Genomic DNA, 20541 nt, shown 5'->3' on the forward strand with positions numbered 1-20541 from the left:
GCACCCGGCGGGGCGCGGCTGGGGGCGGGTGCTGCGTGCCACGAGCCTGGCGCGGGAGGGCGACCATCCGCGCCGCAGCGTGGGCGGGGGCCGCGCGGCGCGTGCCCGGCGCGGGAGAGCCACCGTTCGCACCCGGCGGGGCGCGGCTGGGGGCGGGTGCTGCGTGCCACGAGCCTGGCGCGGGAGGGCGACCATCCGCGCCGCAGCGTGGGCGGGGGCCGCGTGCCCGCCTCGGGAGGGCCACCGTTCGCATCGGGGCTCCAGGGACCGGCTTCGGGGCGGGCCGCGGGGACCGGCTCATCGAGCCGGGCCGTCAGGGTCACGCTTGCGGGGCCGGGCTTCCGGGACCGGGTTCGGCGGGGCACCTGGTGTACGGGGCGGTCGGTTGCGCAGCCGGTCGCGCCGGACGAGGGGGCCGCCGGCCCGCCGGGGTCCCGGCCGGCCGCGGAGCACGGCACCGCGGGCGCGGCACGCCCGCACCCGCACCGCGCGCCGCGTCGCGGCCGTCGCGCCGTGTCCGATTTCCGCCAGCGCCGGCTTCCGTCCCGGCGGACACTGGACGGCGTGATGGACGAGAACACCAGCTACGAGGCCGTGCGCAGCCGGGACGGCCGCTTCGACGGCGAGTTCTTCTTCGCCGTCGGGACGACCGGCATCTACTGCCGTCCCAGCTGCCCGGCGACGACGCCGAAGCGGCAGAACGTGCGCTTCTTCCCCACGGCCGCCGCCGCACAGGGCGCGGGCTTCCGGGCCTGCCGGCGCTGCCGGCCCGACGCGGTGCCCGGCTCCGCCGAGTGGAACGTGCGGGCGGACGTCGTCGCGCGGGCCGTACGGCTGATCGGCGACGGCGTGATCGACCGCGAGGGCGTCGCCGGACTCGCCGCTCGGCTCGGGTACAGCGCGCGGCAGGTGCAGCGGCAGCTCACCGCCGAGCTCGGCGCCGGGCCCGTGGCACTCGCCCGCGCCCAGCGCGCGCACACCGCGCGCGTGCTGTTGCAGACCACCGGGCTGCCGGTCACCCAGATCGCGTTCGCGGCCGGGTTCTCCAGCGTGCGGCAGTTCAACGACACCGTCCGCGCCGTGTACGCGGCCACCCCGAGCGAGCTGCGGGCCGCCGCACCCCGCAGCGCCGGCCGGCGCTCCGCCGCGCCCGCCGCCGGGATCCCGCTGCGCCTCGCCCACCGGGGGCCGTACCGGTCCGGTCCCGTCTTCGACCTGCTCCAGCGCGAGGCCGTGCCCGGAGTGGAGGAGGTGACGGGCGCGCCCGGCGCACGGACGTACCGGCGTACCCTCCGCCTCCCGTACGGCACGGGCATCGTGGCCGTGGACGAGCGGACCGGCGCCGCGCGGGCCGCCTCCGGCGCCCGTCCCGGCGGCTGGCTGGAGGCCCACCTGCACCTGACCGACCCGCGGGACCTGACGACCGCCGTGCAGCGGCTGCGTCGGCTGTTCGACCTCGACGCCGACCCGTACGCCGTCGACGAGCGGCTCGGCGCCGACCCGCGGCTCGCCCCGCTGGTCGCCGCCCGGCCGGGACTGAGGTCGCCGGGCGCCGCCGACCCCGACGAGGCGGCGGTACGGGCGGTGGCCGGACCGGCCGAGGCCGAGCTGCTGGTCCGGCGCTACGGCAAGGCGCTGGACGCCCCCAGCGGCACCCTCACGCACCTGTTCCCCGAACCTGCCGTCCTCGCCGCGTCCGAACCCGGCGGCACCCTGGGCGCACTGACCGCCGCCCTCGCCGACGGCACCCTGCGGCTGGACCCCGGCGCCGACCGGGACGCCGCGCATGCGACGCTGCTCGCGCTGCCGGGCCTGGACGCCGCCACGGCCGCCGCCATCCGCGTCCGCGCCCTCGGCGACCCCGACGTCGCCCCGCCGGGTGCGGACGTGCCCGCCGGATGGCGCCCGTGGCGGTCGTACGCCGTGCACCACCTGCGCGCGGCCGGACATCCGGAGCGATGACGCCGGCATCGGCACCACGTGACCATCCACCACCCGCACCACTGACGGAACGGCTCGACATGACGTACTGGACCACCCTCGACAGCCCCCTCGGACCACTCCTCCTGACCGCCGACCCGGACGGCGCGCTCACCTCCCTCTCCGTGCCCGGGCAGAAGGGCGGGCGCACCGTCCAGGACACCTGGCGGCACGACCCGGCACCCTTCCGCGCTGCCGAGGAGCAGCTGCGGGCCTACTTCGCCGGCGAACTGAAGGAATTCCGGCTCCCGTTCCGCACGCACGGCAGCGAGTTCCGGGAGCGGGTCTGGGCCGCCCTCGACTCCGTCCCGTACGGGGCGACCACGACGTACGGCGAGATCGCCGCCCGCGTCGGGGCGCCCCGGGCCGCGGTGCGCGCCGTCGGCAGCGCCATCGGCGCCAACCCCCTCCTCGTCCTGCGCCCCTGCCACCGGGTCGTCGGCGCGAACGGGTCGCTGACCGGGTACGCGGGCGGCCTGGACCGCAAGGCCCGGCTGCTCACCCTGGAGGGCACGCTCCCAGGGTGACCGCCGCGGTCCGCGCGCGGTTCGGGGTCCCAGGGCGACCGCCGGGGTCCGCGCGCGGTTCGGGGTCCCAGGGCGACCTCGTGGTCCGCGCGCGGTTCGGGGTCCCACGGCGACCCTGCCGCCCCCGCGCGGTTCGGGCGGTGCGGCCCGCGGCACCGCGTGGGCCGCGGCTCCGGTGGGACGGGGCGGGCCGCCTCGACGCTCGCGGTCCGCGCGTCCGCGTCGGCTCCGCAAGGTTGGGGGGCACATCGACGACCACGGCCCGCGCGTCCGTGCCTCGGGCTCGTGCTCGCCACCGGCGCCCCGCTCTCGCGCGCGTCCGTGCCGGCTCCGCCGGGTTCGGACCGTCAGGTGCCACCTGCACCTGGCCACCCGGATCCGGCGGGAGCCCAACGGCGCGTCAGCCCAGGCGTTCCCGGGCCACCCAGCCGTGTTCGTAGGCGTGCCAGCCCAGTTGCAGGCGTGTGGTCACCCCGGCCAGTTCCATCAGCCGCCTCACCCTGCGCTGCACGGTCCGCAGCCCCAGGTCGAGCTGCTTGGCGACGCTCGCGTCGGTGAGGCCGGCGAGCAGCAGCGACAGCACCTCCAGGTCCGTGCCGTCGGGGCCGTCCGGGCCGAGCTCGGTGACGCCCGACGCCCCGAGGCGCAGCGGCAGCGCGTCCCGCCACACCGACTCGAACAGCCCGGACAGCAGCTCCAGCAGGCCGCTCGCGTGCACGACGAGCGCGGAGGGTTCCGCGGTGTGCGAGGTGAGCGGCACCATCGCGAGCGCCCGGTCGGCGACGACCAGCTTCGTCGGCACCTTCTCGGCGACCCGCACCTGCTCGTCGCGGCCGAGCGCGGCGGTCAGCTGCGCGACGCCGTCCGGCAGGTCCAGCACCGCCCGCTCCACCACCACCCGGTAGCGCACGCCGCGCCCGGCCGCCTGCTCCTCGGCGTCGTTCTCCGCGCCGGAGACGACGACGGGGTTCCCGGTGACCAGCGCGCACACCTCCTCGGTCGCGCCCAGCTGGAGCTGCAGGAAGCGCTGGGCGACGGCGGGGGCCCCGGTGACCACCTCGACCAGGTCGTGCACCGCGGGCTCGGCCGCCGCCGCCCGGTACTCCTCGGCGAGCAGCGCGGCCGCCAGCTCGGCCTTCTCCAGCTCGTGCCGCTGCTGGGTGAGGAGCGCGCCCAGCGCCACCCCGGGCGGCGCGGCCACCCAGCGCCCGGGCCGGGCCGACGACTGGGCCGCGAGTCCGTGCCGCTCCAGGCAGCGCAGCGCGCGCTCGGTGTCCCGCTCGCCGAGCGCCAGCCGCCGCGCGAGATCGGACACCTCGGCGGCGCCCACGGACACCAGGGCCCGGTACGCCGACTCGTGTGTCTCGTCCAGACCTATCGCTGCCAGCATCAGCTCTCGTCACTCCCCTTGAGACCGCAGGTACCCCGCCCCCGGCGTGTGCGCGGTGGCGGGAAACGGCCACGGCGCGAACCCGCCGCGGATCATCATCGCCGTACTCCCCGTCCCTCTGACAAGGTGGCTCCACGGAGGAGGCGACGCCCCGGCTCCCGCGGCGGATCCCGAACGCGGCCCGTGCGGCCTGCGTGAACGCCGACGGCGCGGCGGCCGGCGCGGGTGGTCGCGGCGGGCGGCGGACCCGGCGGACGGCGGCACGGGCGGCCGACCGCCGAGGGCGCCGCTCCCTGGTGGCCGACCCGGACGGTGGTGTTCCGGCCGCCCAGAACGTGACCCGGCCCGGGCGTGCGACGACGTGCGGGGCCTCCGCGGCGGGGTCGCACCGGTGTCGCCGGGCGGTTCTCCCGTGGGGGGTGGGACCGCCCGGCGACGTGCCGCCGACCCGCCTTCGGCACGTGGTCCGAGGCGCTGAGCGGAACGCGACGGTTCGCCTCGTGGACCAGCTCCTCCAGGAAGTCACGTCGTTGAAGCTGAACGCCGACGCCCGTGTTCCGCGCCGCGAAGAAGGAGCACGACGACCTGGTCGACGCGCTGCACCGCGGCGACCAAGAGCAGGCGGTGGACCTGCTCTGGGGGCTTAAGGAACCAGGCATCCACGTGGAAGGCGCACCCCGACTACCTCGAGCCGATCTCCGACGGCACCATGCCGTGCCCCGTCCGGGCGCCGGAGACGGCCGGGAAGCAGAACCCGTTCGCGAAGATCCCCGTGCATGCTCAGGCTATGGAAGACCCGCAGGCCCGCGCGGGGGAGGCTTCGGTGTCAGCGGGTGGCACGGATCATGACGGTGAGGACCGGGGAGGCCGGTGAAGGCTGGCTCTGCCCGATGTCGTGGTACCCCCACGACTGGTAGAGGGCATGGACCTTTCCGTCCCCGGCGGCCGGGTTCACCATGAGGGTCACGTACGGCTCGTCACGCCCGGCGAGAAAGGTGTCATGCATCCGCGGGGCAGTGCCGGTCTTCCGCCACGCCGGCCGTACGCCGATCTCTTTCAACGCCACGGCCGGACGGCTGGTGTACTCCTGCGCCGGTTCTGGGGTGGTGCGCTGCCAGTACCGGTCACCGCGCTCGATGCGGTTGCCATAGACGTAGCCGACCGGGTTGCTGTCCGCGTACGCCAGGACGGCAGTGAACCCCGGCTCTGACCCGTGCCTGTCCAGCCGCTCACCGAACGCGGTGACCGCGTAGTTCGGCAGGTGGAGCAGTGGGGCGCGCACCTCGGCGTACACGTCGATCAGGTCGCCGCGGATGAAATCCAGGTCGGTGAACGTGCGCAGCTCGGTCGTGGGTGCCGTGGTCATGCGGTGGCCTTCCAGGCGTCGCGGGTGTGCTCGGTCCAGGTCTGCGCGGTGGAACTGTGCGGCGCTCGAGCGTGCAGCGCTGCCCCGAACTCTTGCAGCATGCGGGACACGCGGGCGTGCTGGGTAGCGGCGTCGCCGCGGACTTGCATGGCGGTGGCCGTGGCGGCTTCCAGGTCGCCTTGGCCGAGTTGGGCGTGCGCCAGGCGCGTGGTAGCGAGGGCTTGGGAGCGGCGCATGTGGGGCCGCAGCGTGGACAGGCAGCGGTGGGCGTGGAACTCGGCGGTCGGGTAGTCACCGAGGGCCAGGTAGGCGGACAGCGCGAGTGAATCCAGCTCGGCCTGGTCGTAGAAGGCGAGCAGCCACACCGGCCGGTAGGCGTCCGGGTCGGCGCGCAGCATGGCGTCTTGGGCCTGGTCGAAGGCGCGGCGGGTGCCGGTGCGGTCCTGCGCTGTGCCGTGGATGGCTGCCTGCCGGGCCAGGCCGAGGGAGGCGAACATCGGGTCGCGTCGGGTGATGTGCAGGTTGCGAGCGACGTCGTTCGCGGCGAAGGCGTCGCCGGGTCGGCCCAGGTGCCGGTACATGGCGCCCGCGTGGCTCCAGATGCGGAACTTGATGGCCTGGTCGCCGGACATCTCGGCGAGGGCCTGGGCCTCGCGCATGTACTCCTGCGCGTCGGCGTAGCGGCGGCCGTCGATCGCCGCCCACATCGCGGAGGACCGGAACGAGGCCGCGCACGCGTACAGGTTGCTGCGCACGCGCTGGGTGGCGCTGCCGGCGCGTTGCAGGTTCAGCGCCTCGTCGGCGAGCGCGGCGGCCCGCTGCTCGATGCCGCGCTGACCGCCGTAACGGTGGTCGCTGGCGATAATTTCGGCGAATCGCTGCTGTAGACGGTCGACGTCGCCCATGCCGATACGGCGGGGCCCGGTGGTTCCGGGGGCGGCTGCTGCTGCGGCGGCAGCGATCCCACCGACGAGGGTACGGCGCTTCATGTCAGGGTTCTCCTGCGGTGTGGCCGGGGTGGACAAGGTCCGGCCCCGTGGCACGAACCCTAAAGCGGTGGCAGGCAAGCCGCTGATGTCCTCAAGCGCCTTGCGGGTGGCGGACTTGGGCCACTTCACCCGGCCCGCTTTCCAGGCGCGCACGGATGAGCCGTCCAGTCCCCCGGGACGTCCGATAAGCCGTTCAACGGCCTTGTTTACCGCCTCTGCCAGGCTGTTGGAGCTGTGGCCGTGCTCCTCCATCCACGCCTCAAGAGCCTCATTGCGCGTGGCGTCCATACACGCACCGTAGCGCTGCGCGCCTGACCGTCAGGTAAATCGGACGTCAAATCACCCTAGGGTGTTCCGTCGACTCAGCCCTCGATCGTCCTAACTGCTCAGCCGCCGAGTGGAGTTGTCTGGTCACCAGGCCAACCGCTCCCCGTGTGGTGGGCCGTTGACGGCCCTGTCCATTCCTCGCCCCCATGAGGGGCGGGCAGGGCGCCGAACCGACCGCGAGCGCGAGGCAACGACGATGACGACTGCCCACCTCCCGGCCTCGGGGCGCACCCGTCGAAGCGCCTTAGACGCCGCCGAATCCCCCGCGCCCGCCGTGGTGGCAGACAGCGCACGCCGCCACCATCAGCCCGGGCACCCACGCCTGGCCGAAGACCTGATGAGCGTGTGCTTCTGCGTCACCCCGGGCAGCAACCGCCGCGACGTCGCCGAGGACGACGCCCGCCCCGTGCAGATGGCCCGCCGGGTCACCGCGGCCCGCCTGCGCTACTGCGGCCCGCCGCACCTGGTCGATGACGCCACGCTCATCGTGTCCAAGCTGGTCACCAACGCGATCGTGCACAGCAGCGGAGCACAGGTCACCCTCACGCTCGCCGTCCGCGACGGCTCCCTGCTCATCGCCGTGCACGACGAGACACCCGACGACATCGCTGTGCACCACGCTGGCAGCGACGACGAGCGCGGCCGAGGCCTGTTCCTGGTCGGCTACCTCGCCAACGCGCACAACGGTGGGTGGGGGACGAGTGACAAGGGGGCCACCACCTGGTGCCGCCTCTCCCTCGCGTGGGCTCAGCAGTGACCACACGCGGCGACGCCCCCACCAACCTCACCGCGGCGCCCATCGACGCCGGCCTGATTCGCCAGTCCTACGACGCGGTGCTGCTCACTGTCGGGCAACTGCCGGAGGACCAGCGGGCGCTCCTGGCGGGGCTGCTGCGCGGGCACGCCGGGCTGCTCCTGCCGGAGGTCGAGGCCCGGATGCCGCGCATGCGAGGCGAGTGGCGGCACACCGCCGAGCACGTCGTACGCCGCACGCACCACGCCCTCAAGCTCCACGAACGAGCGGCGCCACCGCCGCCCACAGGCTCCGCCCGCACCTGACCAGGCAGTCGGCACGGGCGGAAGTGCAGGCGCCGGGGTCACGCCTCCCCCGACGTGCCCCGGCGCTGGCACACACCCCTGCACGGCACGGATCACACCCGAGGAAGGGAAAGGTCAATGACCGTCACACTGGATCAGCCCGCGGCCACGCGCACGCGGGACCCGAAGGAACTCCTCAACGCCGTCGCCCCGCACATCACGGAGCTGACGGTGAACATCTTCGACTCCGGCATGAGCCTGTGGGACCGCGAGGTAGCGCTGCTGCTCCGCGACCACACCATGGTCCGCGACATGGCCGAACGCATCCTCGGCAACGCCGTGATGTACAGCATCGGCTGCATCGAGCACCCCGAGGTGCATCTCGGCGTCGGCAAGCTCGTGGACATCGGCGTCCATCAGCTCATCCTCGACACCCCCGTCTGGTGGGGGATCTGCCGCCTCTACAACGACGGCGCATACAAGCACCACGCCCCCTTCATCGAGCGCCGCCGCGACGGCCTGTGCCTGCGCACCGCTGATTTCCTGACGTCGATCGGCTTCACCATCGACCAGGAGCTGTGGGCCATCGACGGCACCGACTGCTCGCCGTGCGACAACAAGGTCCCCGACAGCCACTGACCCCGCTACAGTCGCCCCCGTCCTCGCATCCACGTGAGGGCGGGGGCCTGGCCCTCGCCCGCCCCGACCAGAGGAACGCGCTGTGCCCGTACCGCACGACATCGACGCCGAGATTGAGCTGTGGGACACCTACGCCGAATCCGCGTTCAAGACGGACGCCGAGCCCACGTTCTGCTGGACCCAGTACGCCGGGCACGGCCCCGGCCCCGAACTCCTCGGCCACCCGCACAAGGTGCTGGAGATCGGCTGCGGCACTGGCCGCGCCCTCGCGTTCCTGGCCGGGCGCGGTGTGCAGGCCCACGGCGTCGACCTGTCGCCGGTCATGGTGAAGAAGACCAGCGAACGGTGGGCGGACACCGGCGCCACCTTCGACTGCGGTGAGGTGCTGGAGTGGCTGGCCGCCTGCACCGACACCTATGACGCGGTGTACTCCATCTTCGGCGCGGCCTGGTTCACCGACCCCAGCCGCCTGTTCCCCCTGGTGAGGGCACGCCTCAACTCGGGTGGGGTGTTCGTGTTCTCCCAGCCGCCCGCCATCCCCGGCGCGTACGGCCCCCAAGGCATGTACAAGGGCGGGTTCGCGGGCAAGGCGATGTTCACCTACCGCTACAGCTACAAGCCGGCCGTGTGGGAGCGGCTGCTGACCCGGGCCGGATTCACCGCGGCCGAAGCGACCACGCTCAAGGCGCCGAAACCCGGGCACATTGGCACGCTCCTCGTACGCGCCCGCCGGTAGCCGCCTGCCCCCTTGTACGGCTCCGCTCGTCTGCTCCCCCCGTGGGGCCCGGGCACCACTGGCACGCCCCTCGTCGACGTCACCCTGACCCGCCCGGACGGCACCGTGATGGCGTCCATGCGGGTCCTTCCAGTGCCGGATCCACGCTTAAAATCTGATAGGCGAGGTGGCCGGCCAGTCCGCCGACCGTCCACTGCGCCAACGCGCTGGGCTTCTCCCACGAGGCGGCCACTTCTGGTGCGTCCAGTAGGGCTACGGCCTGCGCGGCGGTCTCTAAGTGGGCGTTCTTCAGACTCACAAGACCCCCGTGATCCGTCCTGAATCCCAACCCTCGCAGTGCCGCTGAGGGCGGAAGCGAGATTCCACACGACAGCCCAGCAGCACGGTCGCTCCACTCGCAGTGCGACCCGCCGACGAGCCGAGCGACATCAAAAGTCACTGACATTGATCAAGCCGACGCCTCCCTGGGTGACTCCCGAAGTCACCATCAAATGACTCCCGAAGAAACTGACACAGCCAGGCTGAGGACGCCGAGTACAACGGGCAGGCCGGGTCAAAGCCGAGGAACTGGCGGGAGAGATCGAGCGGATGGTCGGCGAACATCCGCGGTCCGTTGGGGGAGTAGAGGCCTGGGGCCGTGGCTTGCCGGTCTCCTCGTAGATCTCGACAACGGCGCGTGCCTGCCAGGCCAGCCGGTAGGCGAGGATGATGATCTGGAAGGGCTGGAGTCATGAATACGACTGGGGCGGCCACTCATCAGCAGGACACCGACCGCGTGCTTCGGTGGTGTTCGGGCTGGGGACTCGGGCTACTGCTGCCGATGGTCGTTGTCAGCATCGTCCTGGCTCTTGCCGGCGAGCGTGGCAGCGGTGCTCGATGTCGTCGCCGCAGGCCTGGCGGTGCCGTTGTGGCCCCGGGCCCGGTGGGCCGGCGCCAGGCTCGCGACCGTCGTGGTGCAGTGGACGGCACAGGTCATGCTGGCCTTCCTAATCCTCAGCTACGCCTGATGACGCTCCCTCCCCTCTTGGGCCCGCATTCGGTCCGCTGGGCACGCACGGCACCGGATTTTTCGCATGCACCGTTTCCCCGCGGCCCCCGCCGTGGACAATCGGGGGCATGAGCCAGCAGGGGGGAAGGCCCACCGGTCGCGCCGACGACTGGTGGGGACAGCTGTACGACGACTCCACCGAGGACACGGGGCCGACGGCCGCGGCCGACTCCCTCGACGACCGGTTCGCCTCGGCGACGGACACGCTGGGCGGGACACCGCCGCAGCGACGGTCGCCCGACGGGACCGGGACCGACGCGGAGCGCCCGGACCCCGGGGAGGGCAGCGGCTCACCGGACGCCGGGGAGGGCGCCGGCCCGCCGGACGCCGGCCCGGACCCTGGGGAGGACGCCGGCCCACCGGGCGTCGGCCCGGACTGGTGGCGTCGAGGCCCCGGCGACTCGGCGCCGGTCGCGTCACCGGCTTCCGTGAACCTCCCACGCCGCGAGCGACCGGACCCCGTCGGCGGTCCCGGGCCCGAGGCACCGGCATCCCGTGACCGGCCACCGCGGGCCCGTACGAGGGAGGAGACCGGCGTACGCCCGCCCTTCGGCGGCCCCGCACCCACCGCCCCGGCTCCCCGGCAGCCGTCCGGGACACCACCGCCGCCCACCCAGCCGCCTCCTCCCGCCACGCCGCCTGCCGGGCAGGCCGGACCGGCGCCCACTGACCGTGCCGCCCCCACCGGCACCGGCACCGGCGTCGCGCCAGCCGCCCCCGCCGGCACCGGCCTCGGCAACCGCCGGGACCCCGCGGCAGGCGCCCCGGCGCAGCGGACCGACTCCCTCGCCGACCCCGTGAGCGGCGCTCCCTGGACCAGTCCGGCGACGGGCCACGTCCCCTCACGAGGCGGCCCGGCGGACGACCGGCCCGCCCGAGCCGAGGACCCCGCTGTTGCCGAACCCCCCGCCACGCCGCCCGGCACGGTCGTCCCGCCGCAGTCCCGGCCAGGCGTCCCGGAGATACCTGCCGTTCCTCCGTCCGTTCGTCCGTCCGTTCCGCCGGGTGGGTCGCCCGTTCGTCCGTCCGTTTCGCCGGGTGGGTCGTCCGTTCGTCCGTCCGTTTCGCCGGGTGGGTCGCCCGTTCGTCCGTCCGTTCCGCCGGGTGGGTCGCCCGTTCGTCCGTCCGCCCCGCCGGGTGGGCCGCCCGTGCCCCCGGCGGCCCCACTAGGTGGGCCGCCCGTGCCCCCGTCCGCCTCGCCGGGTGGGCCTCCCGTTCCTCCGTCCGCCTCGCCGGGTGAGCCTCCCTTTTCCCCGACCGCCCCGCCAGATGAGGCTCCCCTTCCCCCCTCCGCCCCGCCGGGTGAGCCCTCCTGGCTGTCGCCCACCCCGCCAAGTGAGCCCTCCTGGCCGTCGTCCGGCCCGGCCGCCCCCGGGAGTTCACCCACCTCGCCGTCCCAACCGACCCGAGGCGCCGCCCCCGGCGTCCCCGGCGCCCAGCCACCCCCCGCCCCCGCCGGGGTGCCTCCCGCGCCTGCGCCTCCCGCCGTCCGGCACGTCGGGTCGAGGCCGCCCACCTACGACGCGGAGCCGACCGCGCTGCCGTCGGCGGACGCGGACCGGCTCGACGAGCTGGTCCCGGACACCGTGCTCGACGGGGCCCGCTACGGCGCCTGCACCCTGCGCGCGGTGTCCCTGCGGGGCGACTCCGCGCGGTACCGGGGCGAGCCGCGCCGGGACGCGCTGCTCACCGCCCGCTTCGGCGCGGGCGCACAGGGCCTGCTCCTCGTGGCCATGGCGACCGGCGCCCGGACGACCCCGGCCGCCCACCGCGCCGCCACCGAGGTCTGCCGGCTGATCGCGGGGGCCGTCGGGCGCAACCACGCCCGGCTCGCCGAGGACATCCGGGGCGCCCGGCGCGGCGACCTGAAGTCCGGGCTGCAGCGCCTGACCGACCGCGTCCTCGGCAGGCTCCGGGCCACCGCCGTGGAACAGGGGCTCCCGGCGGCGGAGTACGCGGCGACCCTGCGCTGCCTGCTGCTGCCCGTCGACCCGGCGTGCCGCACCCGCGTCTTCTTCGGGGCGGGCGCGGGCGGCCTGTTCCGGCTGCGGGGAGGGGAGTGGGAGGACATCGAACCCCGTGCGGCCGAGGGGGCCGACGGCCCGGCCACCGGCCACGACCCGGCCACCGGCCACGGCCCGGTCCCGGCCGAGCCCGCCGAGGGTGCCCTGCTCCCCGGGGACCTCGGCATACCGGCGCCGCCGAGTCCGTACGCACCCTCCGCGCGGCCCGGGGAGGACGGCGGCCCCGCCGAGCCGCCCCGCGCGCCCTTCCGCTTCCGCGCCTCCATCGCCCGGCCGGGTGACACGCTGCTGCTGTGCACCCAGGGCCTGGCCGACCCGCTGCGCGGCGAGCCCGGTCTGTGCCGGCACCTGGCGGACCGGTGGCGCGGCCCCACCCCGCCCGGCCTCGCCGCGTTCCTCGCGGACGCCCAGACGCGGGTCAAGGGCTACGCGGACGACCGGACGGCCGCGGCCGTGTGGGAGGCGTGAGACAGCGGGCTGTGCATTGATGGACCCAGAGGGATCCCGCAGGAGACCGAAGGGCACCGTGCCATGGCCAAGCAGAACGTCGCAGAGCAGTTCGTCGACATCCTCGTCCGCGCCGGTGTCGAACGCCTCTACGGGGTGGTGGGCGACAGCCTCAACCCGGTCGTCGACGCGGTGCGCCGCCGGTCCGGGATCGACTGGGTCCACGTGCGCCACGAGGAGAGCGCCGCCTTCGCGGCCGGCGCCGAGGCGCAGATCACCGGGAAGCTGACCGCCTGCGCCGGATCGTGCGGCCCCGGTCACGTCCACCTGATCAACGGCCTGTACGACGCCCACCGTTCCATGGCCCCGGTCCTCGCCCTCGCCTCGCACATCCCCTCCAGCGAGATCGGTCTCGGCTACTTTCAGGAGACCCACCCCGAACGCCTGTTCAACGAGTGCAGCCACTACTGCGAGATGATCTCCAGCCCCCGGCAGATGCCGCGGCTGCTCCAGACCGCGATCCAGCACGCGGTCGGCCGCGGTGGGGTCAGCGTGGTGTGCCTCCCCGGTGACGTGGCCGGTGAGCCCGCCCCCGAGAAGGCCGCCGAGACCGCGCTGGTCACCTCCCGTCCCACGGTCCGGCCCGGCGACGCCGAGATCGACCGGCTGGTCGAGATGATCGACGCGGCGGAGAAGGTCACCCTGTTCTGCGGCAGCGGCACCCGCGGCGCGCACGCGGAGGTGATGGAGTTCGCCGGGAAGGTCAAGGCGCCGGTCGGGCACGCGCTGCGCGGCAAGGAGTGGATCCAGTACGACAACCCGTTCGACGTCGGCATGAGCGGCCTGCTCGGCTACGGGGCCGCCTACGAGGCCACCCACGAGTGCGACCTGCTGATCCTGCTCGGCACCGACTTCCCGTACAACGCGTTCCTGCCGAACGACGTGAGGATCGTCCAGATCGACGTCAGGCCGGAACACCTCGGCCGGCGTTCCAAGCTGGACCTCGCGGTGTGGGGCGACGCGCGGGAGACCCTGCGCTGCCTCATCCCGCGCGTGCGGACCAAGGAGAACCGGCGCTTCCTCGACCGGATGCTGAAGCGGCACGCGGACGCGCTCGAAGGTGTGGTGAAGGCCTACACCCGCAAGGTCGACAAGCACGTCCCCATCCACCCCGAGTACGTGGCCGCCGTCCTGGACGAGGTGGCCGACGACGACGCCGTCTTCACGATCGACACCGGGATGTGCAACGTGTGGGGCGCGCGGTACCTCTCGCCCAACGGGCGGCGCCGCATCATCGGTTCGTTCTCGCACGGGTCGATGGCGAACGCGCTGCCCATGGCGATCGGCGCGCAGTTCACCGACCGGCGGCGCCAGGTCGTCACCCTGTCCGGCGACGGCGGATTCTCCATGCTGATGGGCGACTTCCTGACCCTGGTGCAGTACGACCTGCCGGTGAAGGTCGTACTGTTCAACAACTCGTCGCTCGGCATGGTGGAGCTGGAGATGATGGTGGCGGGCCTGCCCGCGTACGGGACGGCGGCCAGGAACCCGGACTTCGCCGCGGTCGCCCGCGCCTGCGGCGCCCACGGCGTCCGCGTGGAGAAGCCCAAGCAGCTCGCCGGGGCCCTCACCGACGCCCTCCGGCACAAGGGCCCGGCCCTCGTCGACGTCGTCACGGACCCCAACGCCCTGTCCATCCCGCCGAAGATCAGGGCCGACATGGTGACCGGATTCGCCCTGTCCGCCTCGAAGATCGTCCTGGACGGCGGTGTCGGCCGCATGCTGCAGATGGCCCGGTCCAACCTGCGGAACGTGCCGCGGCCGTAACCACCTCGGCCCCCCGCCGCGGAGTGCCCGCGGGCCGGCGGCGACTGACGCCCTCCGCGCCGCCGGAACCGTCGCGGCCGCCGCCGGAACCGTCGCAGTCCGGCCATTCTCGGCGAGGGCACGGCGGGCGCCGCGGGGCGTGATCCCGCGGTTCGTCCGCCGATTGCGCGCCGGGGAGTGCGCCCCGCACGGCGCCTGCGCGCCCCACCTGCGGGGAGTGACGGGCCCTGGGCGCCTTCGCCCGGGCCCGGACGGCGCTGTGCGGGGGAACGCGGTGGACACGAGGGACGCCTGCGCCTGCCGGGCGGAACGGGACGAGGGGCGCGTGGCCCGTTCCGGCCCCGTCCGCCCGTGGCCGAACACCCGGCCCTTGACAAAGCCGGAGGACTGGCACGCCGCCGCAAGGGCATGCATGGCGTGAACGTGTTCGAGCTGGAGGGAAACCCACAGGGGCACGCGGGCGGGGGGTCATGAAGAGGCAGGCACGACGGGGCGGTCCCATGACGATCGGGGCCTCTTCCTTACAGGCGGCGCAGGAGCAGTCCGACGACAACCCGGAGCGGTCCCCGGACGGCCGGCTCAGACGCCGGCTGGGGCGGGCGGACCTGCGGGCGGTGCCCGAGGCCCGCAGGGCGCTGCGCGAGCTGCTGCGGCACTGGGGGAAGCCCGGCAGCTCGGAAGTGGCCGAGCTGCTCACCAGCGAGCTCGTCACCAACGCCCTCGTCCACACCGACGACGAAGCCGTCCTGACAGCCACCGTGTCGCCGGGCGGACTCCGCGTCGAGGTACGGGACTTCGAGTCGCACGGGCCGCGGCCCTGCGCGCCCGACACCGGGGAGAGCACGAACGGCAGGGGCCTGCTGCTCGTACAGGTCCTCGCGGACTCCTGGGGCGTCAGCGCGCACGGAGTCGGCAAGTCCGTCTGGTTCGAGCTGGGTGCGGACGCCGCGTGACGGCGGGCAGAGCGTGACCGACGGGCCCGCGCCGGACCGACGGCAGGCGCCCGACGGCGTGTGCACGTGTGTGCGCGACCGGATGGCGTGGACGACGTGAGGGCGTGGCCCCCGGGAGGCCCTGGACAGCGGGAGGGCGTGGCCCCGGGAGGCCCTGGACGACGAGAGGGCGTGCACCACGCAAGGCCGTGGACGACGAGAGGCGGCCTGATGACCGCGAGGGTGTGAGCAACGGGAAGGGGCGCGGCCCGCGCGGGCCGCGCCCCTTCCCGGGACCCTCCGGCATCAGCCGAACTGCTGCTCCAGGTCCTTGAGCTTGCGCTCGAGGGAGTCAAGTCGCGGCAGGGCCATGGTGTCGTCCTCCGCGGTCAGGTCGACCGTGACGGGGTCGGACCCCTTGCGGACCGGCTCGAGCGAGGGACGCGCCCGGACCGGCAGCTGCTCCGTGGTGGATATGGCAGGCTCCGCGGAGACCTGCGAGGACCCGCGCTCCAGCGCCTGGGTCTCCCCCCGCCGGCCGCCGCGGCCGGCGAAGCCCCGGTGCCCCCGGCTGATCGCCTTGAGCTGCGCCCGCTCGACGCGCTCCTGCTCACGCCGCAGCCGCCGCGTCTCCTCCTTGCGGCGCGCGTCGTCGCGGACCTCCTCGACCGCCTCGTCCAGACTGCGCACGCCCTCCAGCAGCATCAGCGACCAGGCGTTGTACGTCTCCCGGGGGGCCCGCAGCCAGCGGACGATGCGGATCTGCGGCAGCGGACGCGGGACGAGGCCCTGCTCGCGCAGCGCGGCGCGGCGGGTCTGCTTCAGCGCCCGGTCGAACAGCACGGCCGCCGACAGGGACATGCCGGCGAAGAAGTGCGGAGCGCCCGCGTGGCCGGCGCCCCGGGGCGCGTGCACCCAGTTGAACCAGGCCGCGGCGCCCGCGAACGTCCACACCAGGATCCGGGAGCCGAGCGCCGCGTCACCGTGGCTGGCCTCGCGCACCGCGAGCACGGAGCAGAACATCGCCGCGCCGTCCAGGCCGAACGGCACCAGGTACTCCCAGCCGCCGGAGAGGCCGAGGTTCTGTTCGCCGAAGCCGACCAGGCCGTGGAAGGAGAGTGCGGCGGCGACCGCCGCACAGCAGAACAGAAGGGCGTAGGAGGCGGTGCCGTAGATGGCCTCCTTGCGCCTGCGACGCTCCTCGCTGCGCTCCCACGAGTCGTCCGCGCTCGCGTTCTCCCCGGAGGAGCGCTTGCCGCGTCGGAGCACCGCCACCGCCGCCAGCATGCCCAGGAGCAGTACGGCGCCCGGAAGCAGCCAGTTCAGCGATATGTCGGTCAGTCTCATCTGGGGTCCCTTGCATTGGGATAGGGCGTAACGCCCGCCATGGTGGCCCAATCCCGCCGTCCCTCAGGGGGTTTCGGGGCAAGAGGCCGCCAAGGAGGTGCAAGGGGATGCCCAGGACGGCGTTCTGCTCGAACTGCCGCGTGAGGGGCGGGAGTTGAGTTCGAATAAGACTACCCGGACGGGTGGTTCCACGGAAAGTTCCCGCGAAGAGTGAGGAACGTGTGAACACATGTGACCGGCCGGGTGTCCCGCTCACGGGCGATCTTACGGGACGGACGGGGCCGCCGCTGACCTGAGGGACAGTCAGGCGGCCTGCGGCCAGGCGAGTTTGGCCGCGCGCTCGGGGTCGCGGAGGCGGGGGCAGGTGGCGCAGGTGTCCTCGGGGCGCAGGGTGTAGAACATGCAGCAGCTCACCCGGTCCCGCGTCGGCAGCGGTTCGCCGTCCGGGCCGGTCAGCTCACGGAAGGCAGCCGAGCCGACGTACGGCGCGGTGGAACCCGGCAGCAGCGACTCCAGTTCGTGCCGGGCCCGTTCCCGCTCCCCGAGGAGGTGGGCGACGTACCACAGGCTCTCGACCAGCTCGTCGGTCGCCATGCCCCACAGGGCGCGGTCCCGGCGCCGCATGCGCGGGCCGAAGCCGGCGAGCACCGGCCCGAGGTGCTCGGCGACCGCCGCCCGCAGTTCGGCCCGCAGCGCCTCCTCGTCGCGGACCACCCGGGCGCCGGGCAGCGCAGCGGCCGGGTCGTCGGGCAGGCAGGCGAAGGGGCCCGTCCGTACGGCCATGCGGCCGGCCTCGCGGTCGTACCAGACGTCCGTCACCGGCAGGCGCGGAACCCTGCGGCGCAGGAACCACGGCATCGTGAACAGCAGGCACGCGGGCCAGGTGTAGCGGTGCAGCGCGAAGCTCGCGACGACGTCCGGGCGCGCGGTCGTGCCGTAGTCCCGCGTCACCTGGGCGCGGTCCCAGGCCAGGAACGCGTCGAGTCCGCGCCCGCCCTCGGCCAGCGAGGCGGCCGCGACCCAGCCGCCGCCTGCGGGCGCCGGGTCCCCGGGCCCCAGTTCCACGACGGCGAGGCCGGGAAAGACCTCGGTGAGGCGGGCGTACGCGTCCGCTGCGGCCGAGGGGAGGACAGGCATGCCGGAACCACCGATTCGCCGTTGACGAGAGGTTAGGCAAACCTTACTTCACCTCTGCGGAATGTGAACCTTTGGCCTCGGACCCCTAAGGTGCTTGACGGACGAGTAGCAACCCGTCGTAATGACCCCAAGCACCCACAAGCCCGGAGGAGGACCGTGAAGCAGGGCGCGCAGGACTCCGCGGGGTTCGGGACGGCGGGCGGGCGGCCGGCCGCGGCGGGCATCCCGCCGGCACCGGGCGCGCCGCCGTCCCCGCGGGCGGCGGACGCGCACCGCGGGCGCGACGCCGCGGCAGTGGCCACCCGGGGCGGACGCGAGATCCCGGCCGCGGGTGTGCTGGGAGACCGCGGTGTGGCGGATGCGGCCGTGCGCGGGGACCGCGATGTTCCGGCCGCGGCCGTGCGTGGGGACCGCGGGGTTCCGGCCGCGGGGGTGCGCGGTGATCGCGAGGTCGTGGCCGCCGGCGCCCGGGGCGAGCACACACACGGCGAGGTGCCCGTGCCGCGTCCGCGGGTCGCCGTGCAGCGGTCCTCCGTGCGCGGCCAGATCCTCGACGCCCTGCGCACCGCGCTGGTGTCGGGCGAGCTGCGGCCCGGCGAGGTCTACTCCGCGCCCGCGCTCGGCGACCGCTTCGGGGTCTCCGCGACGCCCGTGCGGGAGGCGATGCAGCAACTCGCGCTGGAGGGCGCCGTCGAGGTCGTGCCCAACCGCGGTTTCCGGGTGGTCGAGCGCGGCGCCCGCGAGCTGGCGGAGCTGGCCGAGGTGCGGGCCCTGGTCGAGGTCCCGGTCGTGCTGCGGCTGGCCCGCACCGTGCCGGGGGAGCGCTGGGCCGAACTGCGGCCGCTCGCCGAGGCGACCGTGCGTGCGGCGGCCTCCGGCTGCCGGGCGACGTACGCCGAGTCCGACCGCGCCTTCCACCGTGCGGTGCTGTCCCTGGCCGGGAACGAACAGCTCGTCAGAATCGCCGAGGACCTGCACCGCCGGGCCCAGTGGCCGCTGGTCGGCGGATCCGCCCGGCCCGCCCGCACGGAGCTGGTGGCGGACGCGGCGGAGCACGGGGCGCTGCTCGACGCGCTGATCGCGCGGGACCTGGACCTGGTGCGGACGCTGGCGCGGGAGCACGTCGCCGGCGGCGGCTGACGGGTCTCGCGTGGCACTGCCCGCCGGCGGGGATTGTGCCGGGGCTGCCGCCCGGGGCCCGGTGCGGCCTGCGTGGCCGTGTACGTGCCTGGCGCGGGGCATGTCGCTGGCGGCGCTGAGGGGTCTCGCGTGGCACTGCCCGCCGGTGGGGAGCGTGCGGGGGCTGCTGCCCGGGGCTCGGTGCGGCCTGCGTGGCCGTGTACGTGCCTGGCGCGGGAGCATGTCGCCGGCGGCGGCGCTGAGGGGTCTCGCGTGGCACTGCCCGCCGGCGGGGATTGTGCCGGGGCTGCCGCCCGGGGCCCGGTGCGGCCTGCACGGCCATGTCCTGGCGAGCCGGACACGGACTGTGCGGCGGCGCAGTCGAGGGCGCCGCAGGCGCCGGAACCGGCGGTGGCGGTGAGCCCCGGACCAGCCGGGGGAGGATGCCGGACGGTGCGTCGCGCCCGGTGCCGGATGGTTCGTCGCGCTCGCCCGGCCGGGCGGCGCGGGTCGGTCCGGGCAGGCGCCGCGCGCCCGGACGGGGCCGGTGGTGCGGCGCCGGGCCTGTGCCGGTACGGGCATCGGGTGCTGCCGGCCGGGCGGTGCGGCCTCGCGCGTCAGGGCGGTGCGGGGGCCTCCCGGAGCCGCTGAGCCGCAGGCTTCAGGCCGTGGCCGCTCCCGCTGCCGGGGGTGCCGTGGCGAGCTGCTGCGCCAGCCACGTCGGCACGCCTCCGAGCAGCCGGAACAGCCGCCGCGCCTCCTCCCGGAGCCGGGCCGCCTCCGGCTCGGTCTCGGCGTCCGCCAGGGACACCAGGGCCGGCGCCGTGCCGACGAGGTAGCCCAGCTCCTCCCGGATGCGCAGGGACTCGGCGAAGCCATGCCGGGCCTCGGCCAGCTCGCCGTCGCGCAGGGACAGCCCGGCCAGGTGCCGCCAGGTGAAGGACAGCAGCAGGGGGTCGGAGTGCGCGGTGGCGGCCGCGTGGGCCCGGCGGTAGGCGGCGCGGGCGGCCTGCGGGGAGCCGGTCAGGTTCTGGGCGAGCAGACCCCGCCGGAAGTCCAGCAGAGCGCGTCCCGGCGCGTCCGGCGGTATCAGCGCCGCCGCGCGCCCCAGCGCGGCCCGCGCCTCGTCGGCGCGGTCCCGCACCCGGTGCAGTGTGGCCGCGTAGGCGAGGTGACCGCGTTCACAAGCGGCGGCGCCCCGCTCCTCGTCGCTCCGGGCCTGGGCCTCCGCGGTGCGCAGCGCGTCCTCGGCCTCCTCCCAGCCCCGCTCCGTGTACAGGCACCGCTCCACGAGCAGCGCGGCCCGCTGCAGGGCGGCGGCCGCGGTGACCGGCTGGAGCAGTGCCGCCGCGTCGGCCCAGCACGCCCGCGAGCGCAGCCGCCATACCGCGGTCTGGAGTGGATCGTCACCTGCGGTCGTTCCGTTACCAGACATGGCGGTATGCGCCACGTTGCCCTCCCCGAGCACGCCATCGAGCTTTGAGTGGTGGCGGCATCTCAGCACGAATCCCGTGGCCCGGCCAAGAGGGTGGGTGAAGGATTTCACAAAGTCGTGGGGCGCGACGGCGGGCGGCGCAGCCGAGCAGGGCCAGGGCCAGGCACCAGGCGGCGGCCAGCCATCCGTTGTGGCCGATCTCCGTGCCGAGCAGCAGGCCGCGCAGGGTTTCG

At 74.6% G+C, this 20541-nt stretch carries 17 protein-coding genes and 1 pseudogene; 11 read left to right on the forward strand and 7 right to left on the reverse strand.

Annotation, left to right across the window (positions count from 1 at the left end; translation table 11 throughout):
* Positions 1-567 precede the first annotated feature (567 nt).
* Both ABZ920_RS29425 and ABZ920_RS29430 read left to right on the forward strand, forming a co-directional pair.
* On the forward strand, positions 568-1962 hold the full coding sequence (locus ABZ920_RS29425; protein ID WP_361511568.1) for an AlkA N-terminal domain-containing protein: 1395 nt from the start codon (positions 568-570) through the stop codon (positions 1960-1962).
* Between the two features lie 59 nt (positions 1963-2021).
* Positions 2022-2507 (forward strand): methylated-DNA--[protein]-cysteine S-methyltransferase, encoded by a 486-nt coding sequence (locus ABZ920_RS29430; protein WP_361511527.1) that lies wholly within the window; start codon positions 2022-2024, stop codon positions 2505-2507.
* Between the two features lie 400 nt (positions 2508-2907).
* On the opposite strand, the gene ABZ920_RS29435 is transcribed toward ABZ920_RS29430, so the two are convergent.
* The 3 genes from ABZ920_RS29435 to ABZ920_RS29445 form a co-directional block, all read right to left on the reverse strand.
* Positions 2908-3897 carry a helix-turn-helix domain-containing protein gene (locus tag ABZ920_RS29435; protein ID WP_361511530.1) on the reverse strand — a complete coding sequence of 330 codons (990 nt, stop codon included), beginning with the start codon at positions 3895-3897 and terminating at the stop codon, positions 2908-2910.
* Positions 3898-4723: 826 nt separating this feature from the next.
* Positions 4724-5263 carry a GNAT family N-acetyltransferase gene (locus ABZ920_RS29440; protein ID WP_361511533.1) on the reverse strand — a complete coding sequence of 180 codons (540 nt, stop codon included), beginning with the start codon at positions 5261-5263 and terminating at the stop codon, positions 4724-4726.
* Positions 5260-6252, reverse strand: a complete 993-nt coding sequence (locus ABZ920_RS29445) for a hypothetical protein (protein WP_361511535.1) — start codon at positions 6250-6252, stop codon at positions 5260-5262. Before ABZ920_RS29445 ends, ABZ920_RS29440 begins: the two co-directional genes overlap by 4 nt.
* A gap of 664 nt (positions 6253-6916) precedes the next feature.
* On the opposite strand from ABZ920_RS29445, the gene ABZ920_RS29450 reads away from it, so the two are divergent.
* The 8 genes from ABZ920_RS29450 to ABZ920_RS29485 all read left to right on the forward strand — a co-directional run bounded on the left by ABZ920_RS29450 (position 6917) and on the right by ABZ920_RS29485 (position 15291).
* Complete coding sequence (locus ABZ920_RS29450; RefSeq protein WP_361511538.1) at positions 6917-7336, forward strand: ATP-binding protein; 420 nt, start codon at positions 6917-6919, stop codon at positions 7334-7336.
* Positions 7321-7638 carry a DUF6415 family natural product biosynthesis protein gene (locus tag ABZ920_RS29455; protein ID WP_361511541.1) on the forward strand — a complete coding sequence of 106 codons (318 nt, stop codon included), beginning with the start codon at positions 7321-7323 and terminating at the stop codon, positions 7636-7638. Before ABZ920_RS29450 ends, ABZ920_RS29455 begins: the two co-directional genes overlap by 16 nt.
* A gap of 117 nt (positions 7639-7755) precedes the next feature.
* Positions 7756-8256, forward strand: a complete 501-nt coding sequence (locus ABZ920_RS29460; RefSeq protein WP_361511543.1) for a hypothetical protein — start codon at positions 7756-7758, stop codon at positions 8254-8256.
* An 82-nt stretch (positions 8257-8338) separates the two neighbouring features.
* Positions 8339-8992: a methyltransferase domain-containing protein gene (locus ABZ920_RS29465; RefSeq protein WP_361511546.1), complete on the forward strand. Its 654-nt coding sequence runs from the start codon at positions 8339-8341 to the stop codon at positions 8990-8992.
* Between the two features lie 869 nt (positions 8993-9861).
* Positions 9862-9999 (forward strand): hypothetical protein, encoded by a 138-nt coding sequence (locus ABZ920_RS29470; RefSeq protein ID WP_361511549.1) that lies wholly within the window; start codon positions 9862-9864, stop codon positions 9997-9999.
* 109 nt (positions 10000-10108) lie between these two features.
* Positions 10109-12532, forward strand: coding sequence for a protein phosphatase 2C domain-containing protein (locus ABZ920_RS29475; RefSeq protein WP_361511552.1), 2424 nt, complete (start codon positions 10109-10111; stop codon positions 12530-12532).
* Positions 12533-12595: 63 nt separating this feature from the next.
* A complete protein-coding gene (locus ABZ920_RS29480; protein ID WP_361511555.1) occupies positions 12596-14338 on the forward strand; it encodes a pyruvate dehydrogenase in 1743 nt (580 codons plus the stop codon).
* A gap of 500 nt (positions 14339-14838) precedes the next feature.
* Positions 14839-15291: an ATP-binding protein gene (locus ABZ920_RS29485; protein ID WP_361511557.1), complete on the forward strand. Its 453-nt coding sequence runs from the start codon at positions 14839-14841 to the stop codon at positions 15289-15291.
* Between the two features lie 285 nt (positions 15292-15576).
* On the opposite strand, the gene ABZ920_RS29490 is transcribed toward ABZ920_RS29485, so the two are convergent.
* Both ABZ920_RS29490 and ABZ920_RS29495 read right to left on the reverse strand, forming a co-directional pair.
* Positions 15577-16617, reverse strand: coding sequence for a DUF2637 domain-containing protein (locus ABZ920_RS29490; RefSeq protein ID WP_361511560.1), 1041 nt, complete (start codon positions 16615-16617; stop codon positions 15577-15579).
* A gap of 303 nt (positions 16618-16920) precedes the next feature.
* Complete coding sequence (locus tag ABZ920_RS29495; protein ID WP_361511563.1) at positions 16921-17754, reverse strand: (2Fe-2S)-binding protein; 834 nt, start codon at positions 17752-17754, stop codon at positions 16921-16923.
* Positions 17755-18153: 399 nt separating this feature from the next.
* On the opposite strand from ABZ920_RS29495, the gene ABZ920_RS29500 reads away from it, so the two are divergent.
* Positions 18154-18894, forward strand: coding sequence for a GntR family transcriptional regulator (locus ABZ920_RS29500; protein WP_361511571.1), 741 nt, complete (start codon positions 18154-18156; stop codon positions 18892-18894).
* A 640-nt stretch (positions 18895-19534) separates the two neighbouring features.
* On the opposite strand, the gene ABZ920_RS29505 is transcribed toward ABZ920_RS29500, so the two are convergent.
* Together ABZ920_RS29505 and ABZ920_RS29510 are read right to left on the reverse strand one after the other, a co-directional pair.
* Complete coding sequence (locus tag ABZ920_RS29505; protein WP_361511565.1) at positions 19535-20323, reverse strand: hypothetical protein; 789 nt, start codon at positions 20321-20323, stop codon at positions 19535-19537.
* Between the two features lie 127 nt (positions 20324-20450).
* Positions 20451-20541, reverse strand: a pseudogene (locus tag ABZ920_RS29510) (ABC transporter permease); the annotation flags it as partial.

Origin of the sequence: Streptomyces sp. NPDC046831, assembly GCF_040645305.1 — a bacterium.
Taxonomy (GTDB): domain Bacteria; phylum Actinomycetota; class Actinomycetes; order Streptomycetales; family Streptomycetaceae; genus Streptomyces.

Coding starts and splice junctions, on each gene's coding strand:
- ABZ920_RS29445 (WP_361511535.1), bottom strand. CDS start 6,252: ATGAAGCGCCGTACCCTCGTCGGTGGGATCGCTGCCGCCGCAGCAGCA.
- ABZ920_RS29440 (WP_361511533.1), bottom strand. CDS start 5,263: ATGACCACGGCACCCACGACCGAGCTGCGCACGTTCACCGACCTGGAT.
- ABZ920_RS29495 (WP_361511563.1), bottom strand. CDS start 17,754: ATGCCTGTCCTCCCCTCGGCCGCAGCGGACGCGTACGCCCGCCTCACC.
- ABZ920_RS29460 (WP_361511543.1), top strand. CDS start 7,756: ATGACCGTCACACTGGATCAGCCCGCGGCCACGCGCACGCGGGACCCG.
- ABZ920_RS29475 (WP_361511552.1), top strand. CDS start 10,109: ATGAGCCAGCAGGGGGGAAGGCCCACCGGTCGCGCCGACGACTGGTGG.
- ABZ920_RS29450 (WP_361511538.1), top strand. CDS start 6,917: ATGAGCGTGTGCTTCTGCGTCACCCCGGGCAGCAACCGCCGCGACGTC.
- ABZ920_RS29435 (WP_361511530.1), bottom strand. CDS start 3,897: ATGCTGGCAGCGATAGGTCTGGACGAGACACACGAGTCGGCGTACCGG.
- ABZ920_RS29490 (WP_361511560.1), bottom strand. CDS start 16,617: ATGAGACTGACCGACATATCGCTGAACTGGCTGCTTCCGGGCGCCGTA.
- ABZ920_RS29485 (WP_361511557.1), top strand. CDS start 14,839: ATGACGATCGGGGCCTCTTCCTTACAGGCGGCGCAGGAGCAGTCCGAC.
- ABZ920_RS29425 (WP_361511568.1), top strand. CDS start 568: ATGGACGAGAACACCAGCTACGAGGCCGTGCGCAGCCGGGACGGCCGC.
- ABZ920_RS29480 (WP_361511555.1), top strand. CDS start 12,596: ATGGCCAAGCAGAACGTCGCAGAGCAGTTCGTCGACATCCTCGTCCGC.
- ABZ920_RS29430 (WP_361511527.1), top strand. CDS start 2,022: ATGACGTACTGGACCACCCTCGACAGCCCCCTCGGACCACTCCTCCTG.